General features: G+C 32.5%; 26 protein-coding genes. 15 read left to right on the forward strand and 11 right to left on the reverse strand.

All coding sequences use genetic code 11. The features are described from left to right. Positions 1-32: 32 nt before the first annotated feature. The 12 genes from ccoN to BKH44_RS03150 all read left to right on the forward strand — a co-directional run bounded on the left by ccoN (position 33) and on the right by BKH44_RS03150 (position 7,668). On the forward strand, positions 33-1,499 hold the full coding sequence (gene ccoN / locus BKH44_RS03095) for a cytochrome-c oxidase, cbb3-type subunit I (RefSeq protein ID WP_095269968.1): 1,467 nt from the start codon (positions 33-35) through the stop codon (positions 1,497-1,499). Positions 1,500-1,515: 16 nt separating this feature from the next. Beyond that, entirely contained in the window at positions 1,516-2,199 is a 684-nt protein-coding gene (gene ccoO, locus BKH44_RS03100; protein ID WP_095269970.1) for a cytochrome-c oxidase, cbb3-type subunit II, read from the forward strand. A gap of 31 nt (positions 2,200-2,230) precedes the next feature. Beyond that, the gene (locus BKH44_RS03105; RefSeq protein ID WP_095270042.1) at positions 2,231-2,419 is read left to right on the forward strand and encodes a cytochrome c oxidase, cbb3-type, CcoQ subunit; all 189 of its coding nucleotides are present in this window, start codon (positions 2,231-2,233) and stop codon (positions 2,417-2,419) included. Positions 2,420-2,433: 14 nt separating this feature from the next. After that, entirely contained in the window at positions 2,434-3,309 is an 876-nt protein-coding gene (gene ccoP, locus BKH44_RS03110; protein ID WP_095269972.1) for a cytochrome-c oxidase, cbb3-type subunit III, read from the forward strand. Between the two features lie 10 nt (positions 3,310-3,319). Beyond that, complete coding sequence (locus BKH44_RS03115) at positions 3,320-3,526, forward strand: DUF4006 family protein (RefSeq protein WP_095269974.1); 207 nt, start codon at positions 3,320-3,322, stop codon at positions 3,524-3,526. A gap of 120 nt (positions 3,527-3,646) precedes the next feature. Continuing rightward, on the forward strand, positions 3,647-4,243 hold the full coding sequence (locus tag BKH44_RS03120; RefSeq protein WP_095269976.1) for a hypothetical protein: 597 nt from the start codon (positions 3,647-3,649) through the stop codon (positions 4,241-4,243). After that, positions 4,240-4,842: a hypothetical protein gene (locus BKH44_RS03125; protein ID WP_095269978.1), complete on the forward strand. Its 603-nt coding sequence runs from the start codon at positions 4,240-4,242 to the stop codon at positions 4,840-4,842. The genes BKH44_RS03120 and BKH44_RS03125 overlap by 4 nt, the downstream gene beginning before the upstream one ends. After that, a complete protein-coding gene (locus BKH44_RS03130) occupies positions 4,808-5,146 on the forward strand; it encodes a hypothetical protein (RefSeq protein WP_095269980.1) in 339 nt (112 codons plus the stop codon). Before BKH44_RS03125 ends, BKH44_RS03130 begins: the two co-directional genes overlap by 35 nt. Next, a complete protein-coding gene (locus BKH44_RS03135; RefSeq protein WP_095269982.1) occupies positions 5,136-5,561 on the forward strand; it encodes a hypothetical protein in 426 nt (141 codons plus the stop codon). The genes BKH44_RS03130 and BKH44_RS03135 overlap by 11 nt, the downstream gene beginning before the upstream one ends. Then, on the forward strand, positions 5,549-5,935 hold the full coding sequence (locus BKH44_RS03140) for a hypothetical protein (RefSeq protein WP_095269984.1): 387 nt from the start codon (positions 5,549-5,551) through the stop codon (positions 5,933-5,935). The genes BKH44_RS03135 and BKH44_RS03140 overlap by 13 nt, the downstream gene beginning before the upstream one ends. Next, positions 5,922-6,896, forward strand: coding sequence for a PilT/PilU family type 4a pilus ATPase (locus BKH44_RS03145; RefSeq protein WP_095269986.1), 975 nt, complete (start codon positions 5,922-5,924; stop codon positions 6,894-6,896). The genes BKH44_RS03140 and BKH44_RS03145 overlap by 14 nt, the downstream gene beginning before the upstream one ends. Before the next feature lie 10 nt (positions 6,897-6,906). Then, complete coding sequence (locus BKH44_RS03150; protein ID WP_095269988.1) at positions 6,907-7,668, forward strand: DpnI domain-containing protein; 762 nt, start codon at positions 6,907-6,909, stop codon at positions 7,666-7,668. A 12-nt stretch (positions 7,669-7,680) separates the two neighbouring features. Here BKH44_RS03150 and polA read toward each other — a convergent pair whose 3' ends face one another. The 3 genes from polA to ffh all read right to left on the reverse strand — a co-directional run bounded on the left by polA (position 7,681) and on the right by ffh (position 12,495). Continuing rightward, positions 7,681-10,398: a DNA polymerase I gene (gene polA, locus BKH44_RS03155; protein WP_095270044.1), complete on the reverse strand. Its 2,718-nt coding sequence runs from the start codon at positions 10,396-10,398 to the stop codon at positions 7,681-7,683. Between the two features lie 9 nt (positions 10,399-10,407). Beyond that, the gene (gene thyX, locus BKH44_RS03160) at positions 10,408-11,046 is read right to left on the reverse strand and encodes an FAD-dependent thymidylate synthase (protein ID WP_095269990.1); all 639 of its coding nucleotides are present in this window, start codon (positions 11,044-11,046) and stop codon (positions 10,408-10,410) included. 117 nt (positions 11,047-11,163) lie between these two features. Further along, entirely contained in the window at positions 11,164-12,495 is a 1,332-nt protein-coding gene (gene ffh, locus BKH44_RS03165) for a signal recognition particle protein (RefSeq protein ID WP_095269992.1), read from the reverse strand. Positions 12,496-12,695: 200 nt separating this feature from the next. Between ffh and BKH44_RS03170 the strand changes: the two genes are divergently transcribed. Then, positions 12,696-13,118 carry a Fur family transcriptional regulator gene (locus tag BKH44_RS03170; protein ID WP_095269994.1) on the forward strand — a complete coding sequence of 141 codons (423 nt, stop codon included), beginning with the start codon at positions 12,696-12,698 and terminating at the stop codon, positions 13,116-13,118. A gap of 33 nt (positions 13,119-13,151) precedes the next feature. On the opposite strand, the gene BKH44_RS03175 is transcribed toward BKH44_RS03170, so the two are convergent. The 8 genes from BKH44_RS03175 to BKH44_RS03210 all read right to left on the reverse strand — a co-directional run bounded on the left by BKH44_RS03175 (position 13,152) and on the right by BKH44_RS03210 (position 22,519). Then, the gene (locus tag BKH44_RS03175) at positions 13,152-14,348 is read right to left on the reverse strand and encodes a type II secretion system F family protein (protein WP_095269996.1); all 1,197 of its coding nucleotides are present in this window, start codon (positions 14,346-14,348) and stop codon (positions 13,152-13,154) included. Continuing rightward, positions 14,345-15,787 carry a GspE/PulE family protein gene (locus tag BKH44_RS03180; RefSeq protein WP_095269998.1) on the reverse strand — a complete coding sequence of 481 codons (1,443 nt, stop codon included), beginning with the start codon at positions 15,785-15,787 and terminating at the stop codon, positions 14,345-14,347. The genes BKH44_RS03175 and BKH44_RS03180 overlap by 4 nt, the downstream gene beginning before the upstream one ends. After that, positions 15,784-16,233 carry a hypothetical protein gene (locus BKH44_RS03185; protein WP_095270000.1) on the reverse strand — a complete coding sequence of 150 codons (450 nt, stop codon included), beginning with the start codon at positions 16,231-16,233 and terminating at the stop codon, positions 15,784-15,786. The genes BKH44_RS03180 and BKH44_RS03185 overlap by 4 nt, the downstream gene beginning before the upstream one ends. Further along, positions 16,230-17,747 carry a pilus (MSHA type) biogenesis protein MshL gene (locus BKH44_RS03190; RefSeq protein ID WP_095270003.1) on the reverse strand — a complete coding sequence of 506 codons (1,518 nt, stop codon included), beginning with the start codon at positions 17,745-17,747 and terminating at the stop codon, positions 16,230-16,232. The genes BKH44_RS03185 and BKH44_RS03190 overlap by 4 nt, the downstream gene beginning before the upstream one ends. Next, entirely contained in the window at positions 17,744-18,040 is a 297-nt protein-coding gene (locus tag BKH44_RS03195; protein ID WP_095270005.1) for a hypothetical protein, read from the reverse strand. Before BKH44_RS03195 ends, BKH44_RS03190 begins: the two co-directional genes overlap by 4 nt. Beyond that, entirely contained in the window at positions 18,037-18,597 is a 561-nt protein-coding gene (locus BKH44_RS03200; RefSeq protein WP_095270007.1) for a hypothetical protein, read from the reverse strand. The genes BKH44_RS03195 and BKH44_RS03200 overlap by 4 nt, the downstream gene beginning before the upstream one ends. After that, positions 18,587-19,798: a hypothetical protein gene (locus BKH44_RS03205; RefSeq protein ID WP_095270009.1), complete on the reverse strand. Its 1,212-nt coding sequence runs from the start codon at positions 19,796-19,798 to the stop codon at positions 18,587-18,589. Before BKH44_RS03205 ends, BKH44_RS03200 begins: the two co-directional genes overlap by 11 nt. 72 nt (positions 19,799-19,870) lie before the next feature. Next, positions 19,871-22,519, reverse strand: a complete 2,649-nt coding sequence (locus tag BKH44_RS03210; RefSeq protein WP_095270011.1) for a valine--tRNA ligase — start codon at positions 22,517-22,519, stop codon at positions 19,871-19,873. A gap of 78 nt (positions 22,520-22,597) precedes the next feature. Here BKH44_RS03210 and fliW point away from each other — a divergent pair, with 78 nt between their 5' ends. Both fliW and murG read left to right on the forward strand, forming a co-directional pair. Continuing rightward, on the forward strand, positions 22,598-22,993 hold the full coding sequence (fliW, locus tag BKH44_RS03215) for a flagellar assembly protein FliW (protein ID WP_095270013.1): 396 nt from the start codon (positions 22,598-22,600) through the stop codon (positions 22,991-22,993). A 21-nt stretch (positions 22,994-23,014) separates the two neighbouring features. Continuing rightward, positions 23,015-24,079 carry an undecaprenyldiphospho-muramoylpentapeptide beta-N-acetylglucosaminyltransferase gene (murG, locus tag BKH44_RS03220; RefSeq protein ID WP_095270015.1) on the forward strand — a complete coding sequence of 355 codons (1,065 nt, stop codon included), beginning with the start codon at positions 23,015-23,017 and terminating at the stop codon, positions 24,077-24,079. Positions 24,080-24,135: the final 56 nt, after the last annotated feature.

The following is a 24,135-nucleotide window of genomic DNA, read 5'->3' on the forward strand; positions in this document are numbered from 1 at the left end:
AAAAAGTAGAACAAACACAAAAAGGAGAACAGATGCAGAATAGTGCTACTTTAGAGTATGATTACTCTATCGCCAAGTTGTTTTTGTATTCAACAATGGCGTTTGGTTTTATAGGGATGTTGATAGGTGTTGTATTGGCATTCCAATTGGCTTTTCCAGATTTGAACTATATAGCAGGTGAATATAGTATATTTGGAAGACTCAGACCACTTCATACTAATGGTGTGATATATGGTTTTACACTCAGTGGGATTTGGGCAGCTTGGTATTATTTGGGACAGAGGGTGTTAAAGATAACATACCATCAACATCCTTTCCTTAAATTTATAGGCTACTTGCATTTTTGGCTTTATATTGTATTGTTGGTATTGGCTGTTATTAGTTTGTTTGCTGGCTTGACACAGTCTAAAGAATATGCTGAAATGATTTGGCCTCTTGATATTTTAGTTGTGATTGTTTGGGTGTTATGGGGAGTGAGTATGTTTGGTAGTATGGGGGTTAGAAGAGAGAAAACTATTTATATTTCTTTATGGTATTTTATCGCCACATTCACTGCTATAGCAGTTTTGTACATTTTTAATAACCTTGCAGTACCAACTTATTTTGTGGCAGGTGTAGGGAGTTTTTGGCATTCTATTTCAATGTATTCAGGAAGCAATGATGCGATGATTCAATGGTGGTGGGGGCATAATGCGGTCGCTTTTGTTTTAACTTCAGGTATCATAGGGATTATTTATTATTTCTTGCCTAAAGAATCTGGACAACCTATTTTTTCCTATAAATTAACATTATTTTCTTTTTGGAGTTTGATGTTTGTATATATCTGGGCAGGTGGGCATCATGTGATTTATTCTACCGTTCCAGATTGGGTACAAACTTTAGGGTCAGTTTTTTCAGTTATATTGATTTTACCTTCTTGGGGGACTGCTATCAATATGCTTCTTACGATGAGAGGACAATGGCACCAGCTTAAAGAGTCTCCATTGATTAAATTTTTAGTTTTAGCTTCTACATTCTATATGTTGGCTACTCTTGAGGGACCTATTCAAGCTATCAAGTCAGTCAATGCTTTGGCTCACTTTACTGATTGGATTATTGGGCATGTTCATGATGGTGTCCTTGGTTGGGTTGGATTCACTATTATTGCTGCTTGCTATCATATGGTTCCAAGAATGTTCAAAAGAGAGATTTATTCTAAAAAAATCATGGATATTCAATTTTGGATAATGACGATAGGGATTGTGCTTTATTTCTCTAGTATGTGGGTATCAGGTATCACACAAGGGATGATGTGGAGAGATGTAGACCAATATGGTAATCTTACCTATCAATTCATTGACACTGTTAGAGTTTTATTCCCTTATTATGTCATTCGTGGTATTGGGGGTACATTGTATTTGTTAGGATTTATTCTGTTTATTTATAATGTTGTGATGACTATCACTGCGGCAAAAGAGCTGGATCGTGAGCCAAATTATGCCTCACCTATGGCTGCTTGATAAAAAGGGGTAATGTATGTTTAATTGGTTAGAAAAAAATCCATTCTTTTTTACGGTGGCGTTTTTATTTGTATTTTCTATAGCTGGACTTGTAGAAATTTTGCCCGATTTTGTAAAAGGCTCAAGACCTATTGAAGGATTACGCCCATATACAGTACTAGAAACAGCTGGTAGACAAATATATATCAATAATGGGTGCTATAATTGCCATTCCCAACTTATCCGTCCTTTTCAAGCAGAAACAGATAGATACGGTGCATATAGTTTGAGTGGTGAATATGCTTATGACAGACCTTTTTTGTGGGGTTCTAAAAGGACAGGTCCTGATTTGCATAGGGTGGGTGATAGTAGGACTACTGATTGGCACGAAAATCATATGTGGCAACCTACAAGTGTAGTGCCTGATTCAATCATGCCTGCGTATCATTTTTTATTTAAAAAAGATGTTGATTTTGATACAGCTTATGCAGAGGCTTATACGCAAAAAGTTGTTTTTGGTGTGCCTTATGATACTGAAGGAGGGGTTCCTTTGGGGAATATTGAAGATGCTAAAAAAGCATTCATGCAAGAGGCTGGAGATATTGTCAATGATATGAAGAATCAAAACATTAAAGATGCTTATGCTAAGGGCGAGGTTAAAGAAATTGTTGCTTTGATTGCTTATCTCAATAGTCTTGGACAGGCTAGAATAGAAAAATAAGGGAGTAAAGATGAATTTTGAATCTATAGAGATGATTCGAGCTCTGGTGTATTTTATTTCTACTGTTTTGCTTGTTGTATTTTTGTATGCTTATATTGTGAGTATGTATGTCAAGCAAAAAAAAGGGATTGTTGATTATGAGAGGTATGCAGATTTGGCTTTAAAAGATAATTTGAATGATGAGATTATAGAGCCTAGAGAGAGCAAACAAAACAGCTAATTTAAGGAGAAGAGATGGGTTGGTTGAGTGATAATGTAAATTTATTTGGTTTTAGTGCTGCTATTGTTATTTTGATTTTGACAATCAGCATTGCTGGTTCAATGTATAAAAAAATGCGTGATGCTAAAGCAGATGGGGAGCTTACTGATCACAAATGGGATGGAATTGCTGAGTTCAAAAATAATCTACCTATAGGTTGGGCAGTTTGTTTTATTGTATTGATTATCTGGGGATTTTGGTATATCTTTTTTGGTTACCCTCTGAATTCATATTCCCAAATTGGAGATTATAACCAACAAGTTCAAGTTCATAATCAAAAGTTTGAGCAAAAATGGCAAGATTTGAGTAATGCTGATTTGGTTAATATGGGACAAGGAATTTTTTTAGTCCAATGTTCACAATGCCATGGTATTAATGCTGAGGGTATGCATGGAAAAGCACAAAATCTTACCCGATGGGGAAAAGAAGAAGGCATTATGTATACTGTAGAACATGGAAGTGTTGGACTAGGTTATGATGCTGGAGAAATGCCAGTTTTGGGTTTGAGTAAAGAAGATGCTAAGGCTGTAGCTGCTTATATTATGGCTGATGTTTCTGATGTAAAGCACACAAAATTCCCTACAGATGTTGAGCATGGCAAAGAGGTTTATAATACTGCAGGATGTGCAAGTTGTCATGGTCCAGATGGTAAAGGAATGCCTGGAATGGATAATTTTGCTCCAGATTTGAGCAAGTATGGTACTTATGATTTTGTCAAAAGAGTCCTTGAACATGGCAAAAAAGGACATATTGGTAAAATGCCTTCTTTTGCTTATAGGAATTTTAATGATGTTCAAATCAAGGCAATCGCAGCTTATATAGGTTCTTTACAGCCTTTGAATGATGAATAAGGAGTCAATGATGAATGGATTATTTGGAATCAATGGATTGTTGGGTTATATTGTGGCAGTCGTTTTAATTTTAGCCATAGTATTTTGTTTTGGTGCAATTGCTATCAAGATACAAAAAAATCAGGCAACTAATTATTATAAAATTGAAAATCAAAGTATTATCCAGATGAAAAATACTGGAAATGAAAAGCATTATGAGTTGCTACAACAAAAATAAAAGGAGAAAATATGCATTTCACAACTCTTGAAAAAGTCTTAGCATTTTTTATTGTCTTGTCGATTATTATGGCTATTGTAATTCCTTTTGTGCCTAATCTTTTTTTGTATTTGGTTTGAAATGATTGGGAGTTTCAAGAGATTATTTTTTTGTCTTTTTTTGCCAATATTTTTATTTGCAAATTCTTTTGTTTTTGATAATCAAGATAATCTTTTGATACCTAAAAGTGTTGACTTTGTTCAGGCTGTATCAACAGAACTGAAATATAAAACAGGTTTTTCTCTTTATGTGGATGTTTCTACAGATGCTTCTTTGGATTCTAAAGAAACCAGAGAAGAGCATCAAAATATTATACTTACAACACTTAAGCCTCCTTATGGCATTATTTTTTTTTATCGACCAACCAAAAAAATCAACATTATTTTGAGTAGAGATTCTCAGAAGCTTTTTGATGTAGATCAGGTGTTTTTTGATTATATTGCTCCATTGTTACCAGAGAAAGATATAGATCTAACGCCCCAAAGGATTTCAGCTATTATTTTGAATGGGTATTCTGAGATTGCTGATAGGATTGCTGATAGATATGGTGTTACTTTGGAGAATAATTTTCCTTCAGATAATCAAAATTTATTTGTGCGGGTGATTTTATATTTGATGTTGATTATTTTGATTGGTTTGTTTGTGATTGTTTATTTTTTCAAAAGGGGCAAAAAATGAAAAAAAGCAGGAATTTTTGGCCATATGGTATTTTGGCAGTGATTGTTATTGGTGTTATTCTGCTGGTTTGGCTGGTAAAATTGTCTGTGCAATCCCCAGTAATAGATGATAATGCATATTTTGAAAAATATGATGAAGTGGATAAAAATATCAATTCGTTTATGAAAGACACTAAAATATTTCTTAATGATTATTCTGTGTATATTGGTGCAAATCAAACACCTCCTGAGGATTCTATACATGAGCCTTTAGCACCATATTTTATCAAAGGGCATCGAGATAAACTCAAAGAAGCTCCAAAAGTAGAACTGTTTACAAACTCTCCCAATCAAATTTATGTTTTGCTTGTGCCTAAGAAAATATCTTCTGATTTATCAGGTATAAAAATCAATCTTTTTATGGTACGTTATCATATGAAAAAAGAGCATTTAAATTTTAATGATTTGCATTGTGATAGCCATAATCTCTGTAGGACTCCAGAGTTTGATTTGGATATGGATGGAAGATGGAAAGCAATCTTACAAATTGAGTATACTCAAAATAATAAGACCAAAAAGATATATTTTGAAAAAGAGTTTTTTGCCTCCAAGCATTCATAATACTTATATGAGTTTTGAGGCTTTAATTAGTGTGCTGATTTTAGGTATTGCATTAAAAATTTTTTGGCAGATAAACCATGAAATAGCAGAAAATAAAGCCCTTTCAAATAAAAGCACTCAAATGTTTTTAGCCCAAAAATCAATAACTCAAAAGATTGGTTTGACACAAAAAGGAGAGGATTTTACCCTCACTTCTGAGAAAACCTTTGTTTATAATGGAAAACTTATTGAAGCACTGGATAAAGAGGGATTGATCTATTATCGTTATTTTTATCCGCAGAGATTGGATAAGTATGCAAAATAGAGCTGCTTTTGCTTTGTTTGACTTCCTTATGAGTGTCGTTGTGATGAGTGTGATAGGTATAGTAGGGAGCAAAATGCTTTTGAATGTGCAAAAACAAAATCACATCCACAATCACTTGGCACAAAAAGCTTTATCATTTCAAAATACACTTGATATGATGAGGAATTATTTACTTGAAGCCCAAAAAGAAAGCATCGTTTATAAAGATTATTCACTATCTTGGAAAGATAAGATAAATAATGAGAAAATTCATAATATATCTTTGAGGCAAGATATATTGTATTTGGATGGGTTTTTAGCATTGGTAGGGGTGAAAGAATTTAGGGTTTTTGAGGATGAAAGTGGGTTTGAAATAGTTTTATGTGATTATGGTTCTTTTTGTGCCAAAGGATTGGTTAGGTTATGGGATATATGAGGAATGCATCAGGGATTTTTTATACACTTGGTGTTCTTTTGGGGGTATCTTATATTGGTATGAATACCTTACATCATAGCAGTGTTGGACTTGATTGGGTGAGTAATGCCCATTTGAGGTTTCAATCCTCGCTCCATATCCTTAGTATCGCTAAAATGGCAAGTTTATGTTTAGATAAGTATGGTTTTGAAGAGTGTTCTGCAGATAGATTTATTTTCAATGGGTATGAGGGTGGTTATGATTTGGATACTGATAGTGAAGGTCAATATTGGGCAGATATTTATATTGAAGGTAAAAATCTTAGAACTTCACAGATTTTAAGGACAAGGGCTAAGATTTTATTGAGGAGTGAGGGTGTAAATGCAGGATCATAAGTTTGAAAAGATTTTATCTGAGGCTATAACTTTAAAAGCTTCAGATATTCATATTTTGGCGAATGGAGAAGTATTTTTTAGGGTTACTGGGAGTGTTATTGCTTTTGGAGTTTTGAGCATAGAAGATTTAGAAAATATTATTGGACAGCTTCTGACCGAGCATCAAATACAAGAATGTCAAAATGGAATTGAAATAGATACTTCAATTAGTTATGGTGAAGTTCGTTTACGATTGAATTGTTATCTGACTCAATCTTGTAAGGCTCTTAGTATACGTGTGTTACCCAATAGGATACCAAGCATGCAAGAACTTTTTCTCCCTGAAGTACTAAAAGATATTTTTGCGAAGAAAGAAGGCTTGATTTTAGTGAGTGGACCTACAGGAAGTGGCAAGTCCACTACTATTGCCACAGCTTTAGAATACGTAAATATGAATTTTAATAAACATATTATTTGCATAGAAGATCCTATTGAATATCTGCATCAAAATATCAAGAGTTTTTTTTCATATCGTGAAGTGGGGAAGGATAGTTTGAGTTTTGAGAGAGCTATTCATGCGAGTTTACGTCAGGATCCAGATATTGTGCTTGTTGGTGAACTCAGAGGCATGGATTCTATACGAGCTGCACTTTTAGCAAGTCAAACTGGACATTTAGTCGTGGGAAGCACTCATTCAAGTGATAGCGCAGGGACTTTATCAAGGATCATCAATAGTTTTGAAAATAATCGTTCAGAGATTGCTACTGAATTGTCTTGTTGCTTGCAGGCTATTATTTCTCAGAAGCTTGTCTGTATTGGTAATGGGGTTCTCAGAGGTATTTATGAAGTCCTTATAGCTACACCAGCCATAAGGACACTTATCCGTGAACAAAAATTCCACCAAATTCCTTCCCAAATCGCTATGGGGAAGGAATTTGGTATGGTAAGTTTTGAGGAAAGTATGAAAAAATTAAACATATGAGTAAAAATATATGGAATTAAAATTTGATATTTCTTTGGTAAAAGATTATAAGGCAAAATCTCAGAAAATAAGGGTTATGAGTGAGGCTTGGATTAGAGAGAATGGATATTGTGTTAAGTGTGGATTAGAATTAAATTCTTTCAAAAATAATAAACCTGTTGGTGATTTTTATTGTAGTCATTGTGACGAAGAGTTTGAGCTTAAAAGCAAGAATGGAAAATTGAATGAAACTATAATAGATGGTGCCTATGCAACAATGATAGAAAAAATAGATAATTTTAAAGTACCTAATTTTTTTTATCTAAATTATGATGAGGATTTAATAATACAAAATTTAATAGTTATTCCTAAATATTATTTTACTAGAGATATCATTGAGAAAAGAAAACCGCTTTCTGATAGTGCAAGACGTCAAGGTTGGGTTGGATGTAATATAAATTTGAAATTGATCCCTAAAATAGGTCGTTTATTTTTAATTAAGAACAAAAATGTAATCAGTAAAAATGAAGTATTGGATAGTTTTCATAAAATGCTATTTCTAAGAAATCAAGAACAATTATCAAAAGGATGGTTGCTTGATATTATGCTTTGCATAGAAAGATTAAATAAAGCTGAATTTTGTTTGTCAGATTTGTATAAATTTCAAGATTTTTTGAAAATTAGACACCCTGATAATGGAAATATAAAAGCAAAAATAAGACAGCAATTACAAATATTGAGAGATAACCAATATCTTAGATTTATAAACAGAGGACAATATAAAATCTTATAAAGAATATTTATATTATTTCAATTCTGCCCAGTTTTTACCTGTTGTAATGCTGCATTTTAGAGGGACTTCAAGAGTATAGACATTATTCATTATTTGTTCAATATCTTTAGAAGTTTGATGGATGAGTTCTTTAGGGAGTTCAAAGATGAGTTCATCATGAACTTGAAGAAGCATTTTTACAGGTGTTTTTTTGAAATGATGATGGATTTTTAACATTGCTAGTTTAATGAGGTCGGCTGCACTACCTTGAAATATAGAATTGATACCTTCTCTTAAGTAATTGGCTTTCATAAAATCAGTCGCACTTGTGAAGTCAAAATAACGTCTGTGTCCTAGAAGTGTCTGTGCAAAACCATTTCCTAAAATCTCTTCTTCTTTGGATTTTAAGAAATTTTTTACAGTTGGGTAAGATTTAAAATAACTATCAATATATTCTTTGGCTTCTTTTGGAGTGATTTTAAGGGTTTTGGCAAGTTTTCTAGAACCCATGCCATAGATAAGTCCAAAATTGATTGATTTTGCGACTGAACGTTTCTCTTCAGCCATATTGGGACCAAATATCTTAATAGCTGCTTCTAAATGGACATCTTTGTTTTCTTTGAATGCACTGACTAGGTCTTTATCTTTGCAAAAATGAGCCAGTAGACGTAACTCAATTTGTGAGTAGTCTACGCTAAGGAGTGTATTGTTTTGGTTGCTAATGATAAACCCTTCGCGTATTTTTTTGCCTGCTTCGGTGCGGACAGGGATATTTTGAAGATTGGGTGATTTAGAGCTCAAACGACCTGTTGCAGTGCCTGTTTGTAAAAAAGATGTATGGATTTTATGTTCTTGATTTTGTAATTTGAGGAAGGGTTCGATGTAGGTATTTTTGAGTTTAAATATCTCCCGATATTCCATAATTTCAGAAATGATTGGATGGGAATCAATGAGGCTTTCAAGAGTTTGCTCATCAGTACTATACCCTCCTTTTATTTGCCTGCCTGCCTTGAGTCCTAGTTTGCCAAAAAGGACTTCTGCTAGCTGTTTTGGAGAATTGAGATTGAATTCATAGCCAGCTTTTTTATGGATGTTATTTTGGAGCGTGCTTAGTTTGATAGAAAGCTCTTCTTTGAGTTGTTCAAACCAGTGGACATTGATTTTTATGCCATTGATTTCCATATCTTTGAGTACATCAATGAGTGGGAATTCAATGTTTTTAGCCATATCAATGAAGGTATCAAGATTCTTTTTTTGTAATTCTTCAATCAAGCGATAGTATAAGTTTATGCTTGCGACGGCATCCTCAGATGCATATTTTGCTGCTAATTCAAGATTGATATTAGAAAAATTTTGGTTTTTTGCCACAATATCTTCAAAAGCTATCATTTTATGACCAAACCATCTTTCCATTTGACTATCTAACCCTACGCTCATAACGCTATCAAAGAGCCAAGCAAGTATCATAGAGTCTTTGATGGGTCTTTGAGGGGTGAGATTGAAATTATTTTGTGCAACTAAGATGTCAAATTTAAGGTTGTGTCCAATAAGAGGATGGGAAAAGATTTTTTCTATGGCTTTTTTAGCATTTTGTGTCGATATTTGAGTTTCTATGCCTAAATAGTTATGCCCTATGGGTACATAATAGCCATTTTGTCTATCAAAACAAAAGCTAAATCCTACCATAAACGCAGTATGAGGGTCTAATGAACTTGTTTCAGAATCATATGATATTTCTTGATCTATTGGAATAGAATCAAGGATTTGGAATAATTTTTGTGTATTATTTAGTAAATGAGGGGTATAGCTAAAACTAGAATCTGAAGAAGTCTTGAGACCACCAATACCTTTGGCTTTGGCTTTAAAGTCTTTTGTAGTTTGACTCATTGGCATTCCTTTGAGTCTTTGGGCAATTTTGATGAATTCATATTGTTCTAGTTCATCAACGATCACAGATAAAGGGTTTTGAATGGGCATTTTGCAGGATTGTAAATCAAATTCTTCTAAAAGATCAGTTTTAAGGGTAACAAGTTCTTTGCTCAAATAAGCACTTTCTTTGCCTTCAGTTATGAGTTTAGCAGTGCGGGGACTTATTATTTTAGAAACTTCTTGAAGGTTTTCATACAGATTATCAAGGTTTTTAAAATATTTGATAAGCTTTTGGGCTGTTTTTTCTCCAATACCTTTGATACCTGGAACATTATCGCTAGTATCCCCAACTAGACTTTGAAAATCAATGAATTCAGAGGGTAAAATACCATATTTTTTCACGCATTCTGCCTCTTGAATATTTATTTTTTTTATCGGGTCATAAAGGTAGATATTTTCATTGATAAGTTGATAAAGATCTTTATCATGGCTAATGATACGAACATTTAAATTAAGTTTACTGACTACTTTGCTCAAAGATGCAATAGCATCATCTGCTTCATAACCTTCAAAGCTTAGGTTTAAAAATCCCATTTTATTTATCCATTCAATTGCTATGGGGAGTTGTATCAGCAGATCCTGCGGGGTAGGAATTCTTGTTGCTTTGTAAGCTGGGTATACTTCTTTTCTTTTGTTTTTGCCCTGCCCTTCTAGTGCAAAAACAATATAATCAGAAATGTTTTCTTTATGTAGGCTCATGATCAAATTAGCAAACCCCATCAAAAGACCTGTAGGGAATCCTTCTTCATTTTTTAGTGGTGGTAGGGCATAAAAACTACGAAAAAAAAAGCCAAAAGTATCAATAATTGTTAAAGTCTGCATACTCATATTTTAGGCTTTCTCATAAGGTTCAGAAACTTTTTCTTCAAAAATATATTGATGTTCTTTGGGTAATGAATCAAAAATAGTATGTGCAAGTTCTTGTATTTCCCATAAGGCTTGTCTAGCAGTACGTAATTCTAAGAAATTTTGCAAACTCCTTGCATTGATACTCCAGTGCAATTCAGTTTTATAAGCTTCAGGCATTGCATATTTTGCAAGATCGTTATGGATATTTTGGCATAAGATTTCCCGTAGATTTTCAAGTGCTTTGATTGATGCAATGTTAACAGATTCGCTTTTGGTGAAAACAAGGTATTTTTCTGCTCGTAAAATATTGTCTGCATTGATAGGGAGGAAGCTTAATTCTTCTTTGATTTCTTTGAGTGTATAACGTGAAGATTTTACACTATAGCTTGCCATACGATGTCTAGCAAGCTCTTGTAGACAAGCTCGACTGATGTCTTGTATATAGAAATTATAATAAAGATGTTCTAAAGTGCTAGAATGTTTATTTTTGTTTCCAATCCTATCAATAAGGTTGAGGTCTTTTTCCCCACCATTGTCAGATTTTTCAAAGCTTTGCCAACAAGTTCGGATAGCCATAGAGCAAATATCAAGAGGGGTATAATGTTTTAGGGTTACTTGCATAATTATTCCTTTTTTAGTGTAGAAATTTTACAAATTTATCAATGAGATTTTACTTAATGGATTTTGAAGATTCTTAATAAAGCTGGTTCTAAACAAAGTCTATTAGGGATAAAAAATTTATATTTTTCCTTTCATTTGACCCATCATACTCATCAAATCCTGCATGCCACCTTTTGAACTGAGACGTTTTGCCATTTTTGCAGCATTGTCAAATTGCTTGATAATACGATTGATATCACTCACATCAAGACCACTACCCAATGCAATCCTTTTCCTGCGACTACCATTTAATATATTGGGATTATCTTTTTCTTTGGGAGTCATTGAATTGACCATTGCTTTTATTTTTTTTACTTCATTAGAATTGTCCAAGTCCACATTTTTTAATGCTCCTGCCATATTTCCAATACCTGGTATCATAGAGATGATAGAACTCATTGAGCCGAGTTTTTTTATATTTTCTATTTGGGCAATAAAATCTGTGAAAGTAAATTGTCCTTTTTTGATTTTTTTGCTAATGGTTTTGACTTCTTCTTCATCTAGGATACTTGCTGTTTTTTCTGCTAGTGATTGAATATCTCCTGCTCCCATTAATCTTGAGACAATCCTATCAGGGATAAAAATATCTATATCAGGGATTTTTTCACCACTCCCAATGAAACGCAAGGGGATTCCTAGTTGATATGCAATTGAAAGTGCTATGCCCCCTTTAGTATCGCTATCAAATTTTGTCAAGATAATACCACTGATGTTGATTTCTTGATGAAAAGCACTAGCACTCCTAATACCATCTTGACCGCTAAGAGAATCAGCGACATAGAAAATTTCGTTCGGTTCCAAGATATTTTTGATACTTTTGAGTTCTTGCATTAAAGACTCATCAATTGCAAGTCTACCAGCACTATCCACAATCATTACATCGTATTGTTCATCAGTAGCTTTTTTTTTGGCTGCTTTGGCGATTTCAGTTGGAAGAGCATTTTCAAGTTTGAAAATATCAACTTCAATTTGTTTTGCGAGTTGAGCGAGTTGTTCAACGGCTGCTAATCTAGCCATATCGCAAGCTACAAGCAGTACTTTTTTATTTTTGGTTTTAAGGTAATAGGCTAGTTTGGCTGAAGTAGTTGTTTTCCCACTCCCTTGAAGACCACTCATTAGAACTATAGTGGGAGGTTTTGCTGCATAAACAAAGCCATAATTTCCATTTGTGTTTAATATTTGATTGAGACTATTTTGGAGAGCATTAAGAAAGTTTTGTTTCCCTATACCCGCTTGTTTGGTTCGAGTTTCAATATTTTTTAGGAGTTCTTTGACAACTTTATGATGGACATCATTTTTTAGGAGAGATTTTTTGAGTTCTTCTAATGCTTTTAGGAGAGATTTTTCATCATCATTGAAACGGATTTTATTCAAAGCATTTTTGAAAGATTCACTGAGCGTATCAAACAACTTTAGACTCCCTGTATATTGAGATAGTTTATATATTATTGATTTTATCTAAAAGAGCATTATATTATACAAGGAAGGAGCTTGCATTTGGATTAAAGTGATTAAAATTTCATTAAAAATTTTTAGTTATAATTTTAATTAATCAAAGAATAAAATTTATTAATATTTTTTGTATTTTAAGCAAAAGGAAGGATCAGAAAATGAATTTTGAAACCAGTTTAAAGGAAAAAAATCTTAAAGTAACTCCTCAAAGAATAGCTATTTTAAGAGAAATTGAACAAAATGGACATATTGGCGTGGATGATATTTATAGCAATATCAAAAAGGATTATCCTTCTATTTCACTCGCGACAGTGTATAAAAATATTACCGCTTTATATGAGGCAAATATTTTACGAGAAGTGAAAGCACCTGCACAAAAGCAACGTTATGAGCTTAGCTCTGATCATCATATCCATGTTGCATGTGAAAAATGCGGTAAGCTTGAAGATATTAGAGTTGATGTTTCGAGTATTTCTAATGAGTGTGCAAAAATAACAGGATATACTCTTTATGATACTTCTGCAATTTTTATTGGCATATGCCCAGAATGTGCTTCTAAAACTCATAAAAATAAAAAATAATTTATCTATAGAAACATTATCCGAACATAAAACCTAAAGTGTGATATTATTCATATCCCACATAGGCATTAGGATTGCTAAAGCAAACCACATCACTAAAATACCTATCAATAGAGTCATACTGGGTTCTATATATTGAGTGAATTTATCAATTTTCTCAGTATAAAGTTCTTTATAATGCAATGAGCTGATTTGGAGCATTGTATCAAGATTCCCACTTTGTTCTCCTGCAAGTAATAATCCTTGTGTCATAGAATCAAATAAATTCACATAATGGAGTGCTTGTGTTAGATTAGATCCTTTTTCTATTTGGAAAATAATTTGTTGGAATATATTTTTGATGTGTAAATTCGTAATACAATCATAAGCATTTTTTAAAGAACTTTTAATATCTAGTCCAGATTTTTGTGAAATATGTAGGGCAAATAGAGATCTTTGCAGATCCCTATAAAGGATTATATTCCCAACAATAGGTATTTTTAGGAATATTTGATGGAATGTCTTATTTAGTTTTTTTGATTTTTTTGTGAGGTATTTTAATAGGATAGCAGAACCTATCAAAATGCATCCACTTAAAAATCCCCATTTTTGGAAAAAATCGCCTATTGTGATTAAAATTTTTGTGTTCAAAGGGAGTTCTATACCCATTTCTTCAAATAATAAAATAAATTCTGGTATCACCATTGCATTCAAAATCCCAAAAGCCAATATAAGGCTTAAAAGTACGATTAATGGATAGAATAACTTTTTTTTAAAATGAGAAATATCTTTTTGGTAATCTTGCATGTCTTGAGCTAATATGTTGAAAATTTTGGAAAGATTTCCAGTATTTTGTCCTGCTTGTATCATTGAAAGACTCATTTCCCCAATAATATGATTGTGTTTTTTGAAAGCTTCGCTTAATGATAGTCCAATTTTTAGGTTTTTAAGGATATCTTCATACATTAAGCGGATTTTTGTTTGTTTGCAACTTGCAATACAATGCAATAATATTTCATCAATAGGCAATGCAGCTTCTATCATCATTGCAATCTGTTTGAAATTTGATATTAACTCTTGTTGATTGATAGGTAAGAATTGGGTAAAAATATTATTTGTATAAATTTCTTTGATTTCAAGAGGAGTGATACCTAAATCATAAGCATTTGTTTTTGCATCTTCAGGTGTTTTTGCTTGGGTATAGATACAGATAAGTTCAGTATTTTTGATACCTTTTATGAGGAATTTCATTTGGTGGCTATTCTGCAGATTTCTTCATAAGTTGTGATTCCTTGAGTGGCTTTGTAGAATCCATCATCAAAAAGTGTTTTAAAATCTGTTTGTTTAAGGAATTTTTTGATTTCCAATGAAGAACCATTGGATAATAAAGATTTTATTTTTGGAGTCATTTGGAGTGTTTCAACAATAGCTTCTCTGCCTATGAAACCTTGCATATTACATTCATCGCATCCTTGTGCAGTAAAAAGTGTTGTGGAAAAATTTTCAGGTGGATTTTTATGGGGGATTTTGCAATGTGGGCAAAGCTTTCTCACTAGCCTTTGGGATATAATAGCAATTAGGCTTGTGTTGAGTAAATAAGGTTGTATACCCATATCTAGTAGTCTATCAAGTGTGCTTATACAGTCATTTGTATGGATTGTAGAGAGTACAAGGTGTCCAGTGAGGGAGGACTCTATAGCTAATTGGAGTGTTTCTTGGTCCCTGATTTCTCCTACCATAATAATATCTGGGTCTTGACGCAAAATAGATCGCAAAGCTTGGGGGAATCCAAAACCATAATCAGGATTGATTTGAACTTGATTGGCAAGATTGATTTGATATTCAATAGGATCTTCAATCGTGATAAGCTTTTTTTCAGATGATTTTATTGATTCTAATAGGGCATATAATGTAGTGCTTTTGCCACTCCCAGTAGGACCTGTAATAAGGATAATGCCATGAGGTGATTGGATACTTTTTTGGATAATGTTGAGGTGGTAAGTACTAATGTTTAGCTCGCTGAGATTGATTTGACGATTTTGTTTGTATAAAATCCTTATGACAATTGATTCGCCATACCAAATTGGCAGAGTTGATATCCTGAAATCGTATTTTTTATCATCAAATATAAAACTATACCTTCCATCTTGAGGTAAACGTTTTTCACTGATGTCTAATTTGGATTCTAATTTGATTTTATTGCATAGGAGTTCAAAAATTTCAGATTTTATCCTAGCAACTTCTTTTATTTTCCCATCTTTGCGAATCCTAAAGCTTGTATAATTGGATTTAGATTCCAAATGCAAATCGCTTGCTTTTTGATCTATTGCACTTTGCAAGATGAATTCATAGAGTTCATCAATATTGTTTTGGTGGTCTATGGATTCTGTGATTTGAGTACTAAAATAATAAATTTTTTCTTGGATTTTGATGTGTTCTAATGCATTGTAGAAATCTTTGGGTGAAATAGGACTGAATTTGAAAGCATAAGAAGGGTATTTTTGTTTGATGAGTTCTTCAAATAAGTATTTATTTTGAGATGGTAAATGTAATGTTGCAAGTATGATTTGTTGTTTTGTAGGGCTGATTGAGAAAACAAAGGTTTTTAATTTCGCAGCAAGCTTATATGGAATCAGTATAGATGATTTTTCATCAATTATCCAATTTTCAATATTGAGGAAATCATTCATTTGGTTTTCTTTTTGAAATGATTTTGTGCTTTTTGCATGAGGTCACTTGCTTCTTTTTCTTTTCCTAATTTTGCTAGGCTTGCTGTGTATATTTTCCAGCTATTAATGTCATTTGGGTTGATTTGATTGGCTCTATAAGACCAGATGATAGCATTTTCATAAGCTCCTTTATCATAATATTCTTGAGCAATTCTTAAGCTATGTTGATAAGTAAGGGTTCCTTGAATATTGCCCATATAATAAGTTGGTTTTGGTATTTTAGGGTCAAAATGTATTTTTAAAGAGGGCTTTATTTTAGGTGTAGATTTCAAAGGTTTTGTAATGGTTTTGGTAATTTTTTTATGATTTTCTTGGTATTTTTGGTAAAAATAAACCCCGCCAATAAATATCCCGCAGGCAATGGATAAATAGATAATATAGATTATTTTGCTTAGATTGGGTTTCATTCAATGATGCCTTTTGTTTCGCTATAACCTAAATCAGCTACAGAATCTATTGTAGGCGTGAGTATTTTTGGTGTGATAACAATAATGATTTCTTGGGTCTGTTTGAGTTGTTTTTTATATGAGAAAAAATATTTCAGTAGGGGTATTGATCCTAAGATAGGTACTTTTTTCTCAATACTAGATTGGGTTTTGTGGATAAGTCCACCAAGAATGATTTTTTGATTGTCTTGAAGTTTTACGATTGATGATAGTTGATTGGTGGATAAATTTGGTGGTGATTTGAGTGCATGAGGTTGGTTTTCTAGCATTGAATCTTTTGCTTTTGTGATAGATGGATTGATTTTTAAAATAACATAATCTTTAGCAATAGATGGGGTAACATCTAAAAGTACTCCAGAAAAAACTGTTGGAAATTGCTCACCTGTGTTTTGTACGACTGCAGTATTGGTGCTATTTTGGTAGACTAGATTTTGAGTGTATCTTAAAACATTACCTACAGAGATGATAGCAGGTTGGTTGTTAAGGGTAAGTATTTTGGGATTTGACACAGAGCTGACTTTTCCATATTGATTTAGGAATTGAAGGATTTTACCAATAGTAAGATCTTGAGGGAAAATATTGATACCATAATCTATACCTTCTTTTTGTGCAGAAAATAAGGGCATTGAATTTTGAGGGCTAATGTTGAAATTATAAATTTCTGCCCAATTCACACCAGCTGTATCTACATTATTATGAGCGATAGTGAGGATATTGACATCAATAAGGACTTGGGCTTGCATTTTTTGTTTTAGAGAATTTATATATTCTTGGACCCTTTTGATTTGGGATGGTGCTGCAGTGATGGTAACTAAACCTGCCGCTTTATTTATAACAATGGATTTTTTTGTGTTTTTTTCAGGTTGATTCCTATCGCCAGGTCGGTAGGTTATACCATAGAGTTCATTTTCAAGTTCTCCCCAGAAATTTAACTCATCAATGGAATAGATTTTTGTACCACTGCGTCCAATATTGAGCTTGGTTTGTTCGCTCCCTAATATCATTGCTCGTTGTTGTAGATTATTTTGTGTATCTGCAAAGCTGTTGTAACTTTGATTTTGATAGAGATTATTTTGTGTATCTTGTGAGAAAATTACATCAGTGTTGCTTGATCCTACTCTAGAGGTTGCTACATAATCAATATTGAATGTTTTGGTGATGAGTCTTTTGATTTTAATGTGTTGGTCTTTGATTTCGTAGTCTAGATCAGCACCTTCAGTAATCATTTTGATGAGTGTATTGATATCTTTAGATTTTAGATTCAAGATAAGTTTTTGTGAATCAAGCATTTCTTTTGTTTTTAAATCAGTATAAATTATGCTAAAAAAGCAATCGCTAGCTATTTCTTCAAGAAGTTCTGAAGAGAATACATTTTGATTCAGAGAAATATTAAATTTTTTCTCATCACACAAATCTTGAGCATTAGAAAAATGATGCATCAAATAAAAAAATATAATAATAAATTTTTTTTTCATTTTTTTCCTTTGAATATACTGTGTGTTTTTAAAGTTAATATTTGTCTTTTATTTTTAAGTACTACAAAATTTTTTTCGATTTGAATGATTTGATATTTTGAAATTATTTGTCCGATTTGATACCATTTTCCATTAATTTTGGCTTTTTGATTGATAATCATTTCTAGTTTTGGTTTTGTTAAAATTTGAGGGTCAAAAATATTAGGGATATTTTGTTTAGGGATAGAGATAGGATTGAGTGCAATAGCATAAATAAAAGGATTTACCATCAACAATAAAAATAAATTTTTCATTCTAAACTCCCTAAATTTTTAATATGTACTTGATAGGTTAAATGATCTTTTTCATAAAATATATGAATATCTTGTATGAAAACAAGATATATTTCTTCTAAATTACGTATCCATTCCATAAAATCTTGGAATTTTCCTTGTAAATAAAATGATATGTCTTCTTTGTTATTTTCTATGTTTGATGTGATTGTGAGGTGTAATTTTGTATTCAGATTTTGGATAGCACTTAGTAAATCATAATTATTTTTTGAAAGTTTTTCTAAACTCTTTATGGATTCTGGGTTATTTTGGTTTGAGTTTTTTTGAATATTAAGTTCATCTAGTTTCTTGAGGTTTTGAGAAACCTCTTTGAGTTGAGCTGTGTTTTTTATCAGTATGGATTTGATTTGGTTATAAGAATCTCTTTGGATATTTGACATTTGTTCAATAGGTGGCAGGAAAAAGAAGTGAATAATACAAAAGATTAAAAGTAAAATCAGTATGTAAAATATATAAGTTTCTTTTTTATTTTTTGAGATAAGATAGGCATCAAAGTATCTAAATAATTTATTCAACATTAGAAATCCATACAATTTCAGATGAAGGGTTTTCTTGTGAAATTGATGTGTTGAAGATTTGTTGATGGTCTGTGATGTTAAGGTTTTTTATATCATTGAGAAAATCAATGATATTTTTTTGTGTTTTACTTAAGACTTTTATACTTAGTGCTAAGGAATTTTGTGCAATATCACTCACAAGATACAAGTCTTCAATCAGGATTTCTTTATCCTCTATTTCATTTGCAAGCAAAGCTATGAGATTGTAACGGGATTTATAGGAATTTTGGATTTCATAGAGGGTTTGGAATTTTTGAGGATAAGTATTTTTAGTGTTTGTTTGGTTTGATAAATTTTGTTTGAGTGTGTTGATGGATTCTAATACTTCAAGATTTTTTTGAGCAAGGATTTTGGTTTTGTTTTTTAGATGAATACTATAGATTACCTCATACATTGGATATATCAACATTAATATTGCACAACAAGCGATTTTAAGGAACATTTTGAAACTTATACTTTTTGTGATACAAAAATTGGATTGAGGTTTTAATAAAGGCAAAGAGTTGGTTTGAGATTTTGAAAAATAAAGAAAAGCTAGTGATGCTATGGGTTGTTGATTATGAGTCAGTTCATTTAAAGGACAAATTGTGATAGGTAAAGATATATTTAACTCTGAATCAGTATAAATAATATGTGGTATTACAGAGTGGATTGTTTGTATATAATCAAGGGTTTGTAGTATGGATTGTGGATTTTGACATATGGTATGATGAAGTAGCCTACCATTGTGATAAAAGGCAAGATTTTTCCCAAATAAGAATAAGCTTGATTGGAGCATTTCATTTTCAAGGCTCATTGGTAAGAAAATATCAGGTATAAGGATTTGATTTGATTTCAATTCGGTTGTAGGATAGGCATAAATATGAAAAATTTGTTCGGTTGTTTTGTCTTCAAGTAGATAGACAAGAGAATAGGAAGTATCTATATTCAAAACACCATTTTCAAGGCATTTGCTATAAAGCCAATCAAGGATTTTAATATTTGGTGGTAGAAAGGAGTTATTTTGGATATGGATTTGGTGTTTTATTAAAGAAGAGCTATCCAAGCAGCTTATTTTGATATCATAAGAACTAGGTTTGGTAGGCTTAAGATTAGAATCTAAAAAAATTGAGTCATCAGTTGAGGCAAATATAATTTGATTTTTTTTCTTGAAGGCAATCATCTAAAAACTATTCCTTTTTTATAGAAAAATAAAATCTAATTATTGCAAATTTTTAGTTAAAGATAATTTAAATCATAGAAATGCTTTTAATTCATGGTTGACTTTTGATAATTTGGACTCAAATTCTTGCAGATTTTTTTTGGCTTCTTCTAAAATTTCTTTTGGTGCATTTTGAATAAATTTTTCATTTGAAAGCATAGTATTGAGTTTAGTGATTTCTTTTTCTATTTTTTGTTTTTGAGATTCAAGACGTTTGAGTATAGGTGTAGTGTCAATACCTTCTAAGCTCAAATGAGTTTGACAGTGTTCGCTTACATCTGAGATTGAGTTGGTGGGTTTTTGAGCACTCAGGGAAACTTCTTGTGTTTTTGTAAGCTTAGATACAAAAATTTTAAGTAACGTTTCGTTTTGGATTTTTTTATTTTCATTGAGTTGTATGAAGACTTTAGGGATTGTTTTATTCCCAATTTCTAAGATCATTTTGGTTCTTCGGATAGAGGTTATAGCATCTTTGATGATTTCAAATTCATTTTCTATTTCTTCATTGTGTTGGGTTTGATTGGGATAAGATTGGATCATAATGGATGTAGAATCCTCAAGTGAAGTTCCATTGAGGATATGATATAGGTATTCGGTTAAAAAAGGCATATAGGGATGGAGTAATTTTAACGCATCTTTAAGTATAAGGGCAAGTTCGCTAATAGCTGTTTTATCTGCTTTAGAAAGCTCAATAAACCAGTCGCAAAACTCTCCCCATAAAAATCTATACAAAAGATTAGCTCCATCATTAAAACGATAGGTATCTAATGCCAATCTGATCTCTTTGGTCAAACGATTGAGTCTTGATTTGGCATATTGACCTAAGTAGGTTTGATACGTGTTTGTATTTTTTTTATTTTGCAGGCCGGATTCTTTTAAATACATCATCAAGTAGTTGGTTGCATTGAAAAGTTTGTTGGTGAAGTTTTTTGAAATTTCAATAGCATTGGTAGATAATTTTATATCCCTTCCTTGAACGCATAATGTCGCTAAAGTGAAACGTAATGTATCTGCACCATATGTTTGGATCACTTCTATGGGGTCAATCACATTTCCTTTACTTTTGCTCATTTTTTGACCATTTTCATCACGAACTAGTGCATGCAGATAGATGTCTTTAAAAGGAAGTTTGCCAAGTAGAGATTCTCCACTCAAAAGCATCCTAGCTACCCAAAAAAATAAAATATCAAAACCGGTTATTAATACAGAATTAGGATAGAAATCTATCAAATCATTATTTTGGTATTTTTCATTCTCCATCCAACTTTGGTTTCCCCATCCTAGAGTGCTAAAAGCCCATAATCCTGAACTAAACCATGTATCTAGCACATCAGGGTCTTGAATAAGCTTTGTGCTAGTGCATTTTGGACAGGCTTTAGGAGAGTCTTCAAGACTTGCAAAAATATGATTGTGTTCACAAGTCCATATAGGTATCCGATGTCCCCACCATAATTGACGGCTGATACACCAATCTTTGAGTTCTCTCATCCAAGCATTGTAATTATTTTTCCATTGTATGGGGTAAAAGGATATTAGATTTTGATTTACTTTTTGAATGGATTTTTTGGCAACTTCAGCTTTCACAAACCATTGTTTGGAGATATAAGGTTCAATGATATTGCCACAACGATAGCATTTCCCAATCTGATTGGTATGCTCTTCTATAGCTACAACAAAACCTTTTTGAGATAATTTTGAAATAATCTTCTCTCGTGCTTCTAGCCTTTCAAGTCCTTCAAATTCTTGAGCATAGTGGTTGAGTATACCAAATTTATCAAAAACAGTAATAAAATCTAAATGATGTCTTTTCCCTACTTCATAGTCATTGATATCGTGAGCAGGAGTGACTTTAACACAACCTGTTCCAAACTCCATATCTACATAAGGATCTGCTATGATTGGGATTTCTTTATTGAGCAGAGGTAGGATAGCTTTTTTGCCTATAAAGGATTGGTAACGTTTATCATCAGGATGTACCATCACGGCAGTGTCACCAAAATAAGTTTCTGGGCGAGTTGTTGCTATGGTAAGGTATTCTTTAGAATCTTTTATTGAGTATTTGAGGTAATAGAGTTTTGTGTGATTTTCTTCGTATTCTACTTCAATATCTGAGAGAGCTCCATCGTGTGTACACCAATTTACCATATAGTTATCTTGGATTATCAAGCCTTTTTCATACCAAGTTATAAAAGCTTTCTTGACTGCATTTTTTAACCCTTCATCCATTGTAAATCTTGCTCTTGACCAAGCAGGAGTTATACCTAGTCGTTCCATTTGTGAGAAAATTTGTCCCCCACTTTTTTCTTTCCATTCCCATACTTTTTGAATAAAGGCTTCTCTGCCCAGTGCTTCTTTTTTAATACCTTGTGCTAAAAGTTGCTTTTCAACAATATTTTGAGTGGCGATACCAGCATGGTCAAGTCCAGGTTGATAGAGGGTTTTGTATCCATCCATTCGTTTGTAACGAGTAAGGATGTCTTGGAGTGTGAGTGTGAGTGCGTGTCCAATGTGCAATACACCTGTAACATTAGGTGGTGGCATCATTATAGAAAATTTTTTATCTTTTTTTTGTAGGTTTGCATTGCCTTGGACTTCAAAATACCCTCTTTCTTTACAAATTTGGTAGATTTTTTTTTCGATTTCTTTGGGGTTGTAGGATTTTGTTTCTGAATCTGTACCCATAGGCTTGTCCTTAGAAATTTGGTATAAGTTTTGCTTTTTATAATTATAGCAATAGTAAAATGATTCTAGGAGAAAAATATGCTTTATGATTTGAAAGCACCGATTTTGGGTTTTGAAAATATTTTGCAAGTTGAGTTTGAAAAGATTGATGATATTTTTAGCAAAATCAATAGTCTTGATGAGACACTCAGTATTGTTTTGGTCAATCCTTATATGTTGAGAGAATATTCTTTTGCTGTACCTAAGTGTGTAGAATTGCTTTTAGAATTGGATAAAGATTCTCAAGTTGAAGTTTATTGTGTAGTAGTATTGCAAAAAGATTTAGAATCTTCAATGGTCAATTTCCTTGCTCCTTTGATTTTCAATCCAAAAAATAATACTGCAGCACAAATAGCACTTTCAATTTTGGATTATCCAGATTTTGGAGTTAAAGAAACATTAAAATCTTTTGTCAAGCAAGAAATGGGTGCTTGAATAGATTTTTGAGGGGGTATGATGAATATCGTGATTACAGGTGGGGGTACTGGAGGACATTTATCAATTGCTAAGGCATTGGCAGAGGTTTTTAAGTCTCAAGGCAATGACTTGATTTATATTGGTTCGATCAATGGTCAGGATAGGGATTGGTTTGAGGAAAGTGATTTATTCAAAAAAGCTTATTTTCTTAATACTTATGGAGTAGTCAATCAGAAGGGATTTAGCCGTATAGCTTCTTTGTTAAAGCAAATTCAAGCTATCAAGAAGGCTAGAAAAATATTTCGTGAGCATAAAATCCAGAGGGTTTTGAGTGTAGGTGGATTTTCTGCAGGACCAGCTAGTTTTGGGGCTATTATCTCAGGGATTCCTTTTTTTATCCACGAACAAAATGCGATTAAAGGAACTCTAAATAAGTTTTTAAGTCCTTTTGCAAAAATCATTTTTGGTAGCTTTGCTCATAGTGGGAAAAATTATTTAAAAACTTCTTACCCTGTAAGGGAGGAGTTTTTTTCCAATGCTAGGGTGAGGCAGGAAGTGAAATGTGTGATTTTTTTAGGTGGTTCTCAAGGAGCGAGAGCTGTGAATGATTTTGCACTTTTGGTGGTCAAAAAACTTTTAGCACAAGGAATTAAAGTCATCCATCAATGTGGAACGGGCGATTATGAAAGGATAAAAAGCCTTTATGAAAAAATTGGCTTCCTTAATAATATTGAGCTTTTTGCTTTCAATAAAAACTTAGTAGAAAAAATGACTCAAGCAGATTTTTGTATAGGTAGGGCAGGGGCAAGTAGTGTTTGGGAGTTGGCTGCAAATGGACTGCCTTGCATTTTTATTCCTTATCCTTATGCTGCAGGCGATCATCAATATTACAATGCTTTGGAGTTTCAAAACGAAGGTTTAGGTATTGTGGTGCGTCAGAATGATTTATACCCGCAGGTATTGTTTGATTTTATAGATAGGCTTGAGAAAAAAGGTGAAAATGGCAACAAAGAAATACAATCTCTGAGTGAAAAATTGCAGGCTAAAATTCATTGTGATGGTGCAAATGATATTGCTGTGAAAATTTTGAAATGGTCAATATAGTATTGACATATTGACATCCATATATATATATATAATTATAATATGAATTTTAAAAT

The organism is Helicobacter sp. 13S00477-4 (assembly GCF_002272785.1).
Classification (GTDB): domain Bacteria; phylum Campylobacterota; class Campylobacteria; order Campylobacterales; family Helicobacteraceae; genus Helicobacter_J.

Excerpts from the sequence above, each read along its gene's own strand:
- ccoN (WP_095269968.1), top strand. The coding sequence starts at position 33 with ATGCAGAATAGTGCTACTTTAGAGTATGATTACTCTATCGCCAAGTTG.
- ccoO (WP_095269970.1), top strand. The coding sequence starts at position 1,516 with ATGTTTAATTGGTTAGAAAAAAATCCATTCTTTTTTACGGTGGCGTTT.
- BKH44_RS03105 (WP_095270042.1), top strand. The coding sequence starts at position 2,231 with ATGATTCGAGCTCTGGTGTATTTTATTTCTACTGTTTTGCTTGTTGTA.
- ccoP (WP_095269972.1), top strand. The coding sequence starts at position 2,434 with ATGGGTTGGTTGAGTGATAATGTAAATTTATTTGGTTTTAGTGCTGCT.
- BKH44_RS03115 (WP_095269974.1), top strand. The coding sequence starts at position 3,320 with ATGAATGGATTATTTGGAATCAATGGATTGTTGGGTTATATTGTGGCA.
- BKH44_RS03120 (WP_095269976.1), top strand. The coding sequence starts at position 3,647 with ATGATTGGGAGTTTCAAGAGATTATTTTTTTGTCTTTTTTTGCCAATA.
- BKH44_RS03125 (WP_095269978.1), top strand. The coding sequence starts at position 4,240 with ATGAAAAAAAGCAGGAATTTTTGGCCATATGGTATTTTGGCAGTGATT.
- BKH44_RS03135 (WP_095269982.1), top strand. The coding sequence starts at position 5,136 with ATGCAAAATAGAGCTGCTTTTGCTTTGTTTGACTTCCTTATGAGTGTC.
- BKH44_RS03140 (WP_095269984.1), top strand. The coding sequence starts at position 5,549 with ATGGGATATATGAGGAATGCATCAGGGATTTTTTATACACTTGGTGTT.
- BKH44_RS03145 (WP_095269986.1), top strand. The coding sequence starts at position 5,922 with ATGCAGGATCATAAGTTTGAAAAGATTTTATCTGAGGCTATAACTTTA.
- BKH44_RS03150 (WP_095269988.1), top strand. The coding sequence starts at position 6,907 with ATGGAATTAAAATTTGATATTTCTTTGGTAAAAGATTATAAGGCAAAA.
- polA (WP_095270044.1), bottom strand. The coding sequence starts at position 10,398 with ATGCAGACTTTAACAATTATTGATACTTTTGGCTTTTTTTTTCGTAGT.
- thyX (WP_095269990.1), bottom strand. The coding sequence starts at position 11,046 with ATGCAAGTAACCCTAAAACATTATACCCCTCTTGATATTTGCTCTATG.
- BKH44_RS03170 (WP_095269994.1), top strand. The coding sequence starts at position 12,696 with ATGAATTTTGAAACCAGTTTAAAGGAAAAAAATCTTAAAGTAACTCCT.
- BKH44_RS03175 (WP_095269996.1), bottom strand. The coding sequence starts at position 14,348 with ATGAAATTCCTCATAAAAGGTATCAAAAATACTGAACTTATCTGTATC.
- BKH44_RS03180 (WP_095269998.1), bottom strand. The coding sequence starts at position 15,787 with ATGAATGATTTCCTCAATATTGAAAATTGGATAATTGATGAAAAATCA.
- BKH44_RS03185 (WP_095270000.1), bottom strand. The coding sequence starts at position 16,233 with ATGAAACCCAATCTAAGCAAAATAATCTATATTATCTATTTATCCATT.
- BKH44_RS03190 (WP_095270003.1), bottom strand. The coding sequence starts at position 17,747 with ATGAAAAAAAAATTTATTATTATATTTTTTTATTTGATGCATCATTTT.
- BKH44_RS03195 (WP_095270005.1), bottom strand. The coding sequence starts at position 18,040 with ATGAAAAATTTATTTTTATTGTTGATGGTAAATCCTTTTATTTATGCT.
- BKH44_RS03200 (WP_095270007.1), bottom strand. The coding sequence starts at position 18,597 with ATGTTGAATAAATTATTTAGATACTTTGATGCCTATCTTATCTCAAAA.
- BKH44_RS03205 (WP_095270009.1), bottom strand. The coding sequence starts at position 19,798 with ATGATTGCCTTCAAGAAAAAAAATCAAATTATATTTGCCTCAACTGAT.
- BKH44_RS03210 (WP_095270011.1), bottom strand. The coding sequence starts at position 22,519 with ATGGGTACAGATTCAGAAACAAAATCCTACAACCCCAAAGAAATCGAA.
- fliW (WP_095270013.1), top strand. The coding sequence starts at position 22,598 with ATGCTTTATGATTTGAAAGCACCGATTTTGGGTTTTGAAAATATTTTG.
- murG (WP_095270015.1), top strand. The coding sequence starts at position 23,015 with ATGAATATCGTGATTACAGGTGGGGGTACTGGAGGACATTTATCAATT.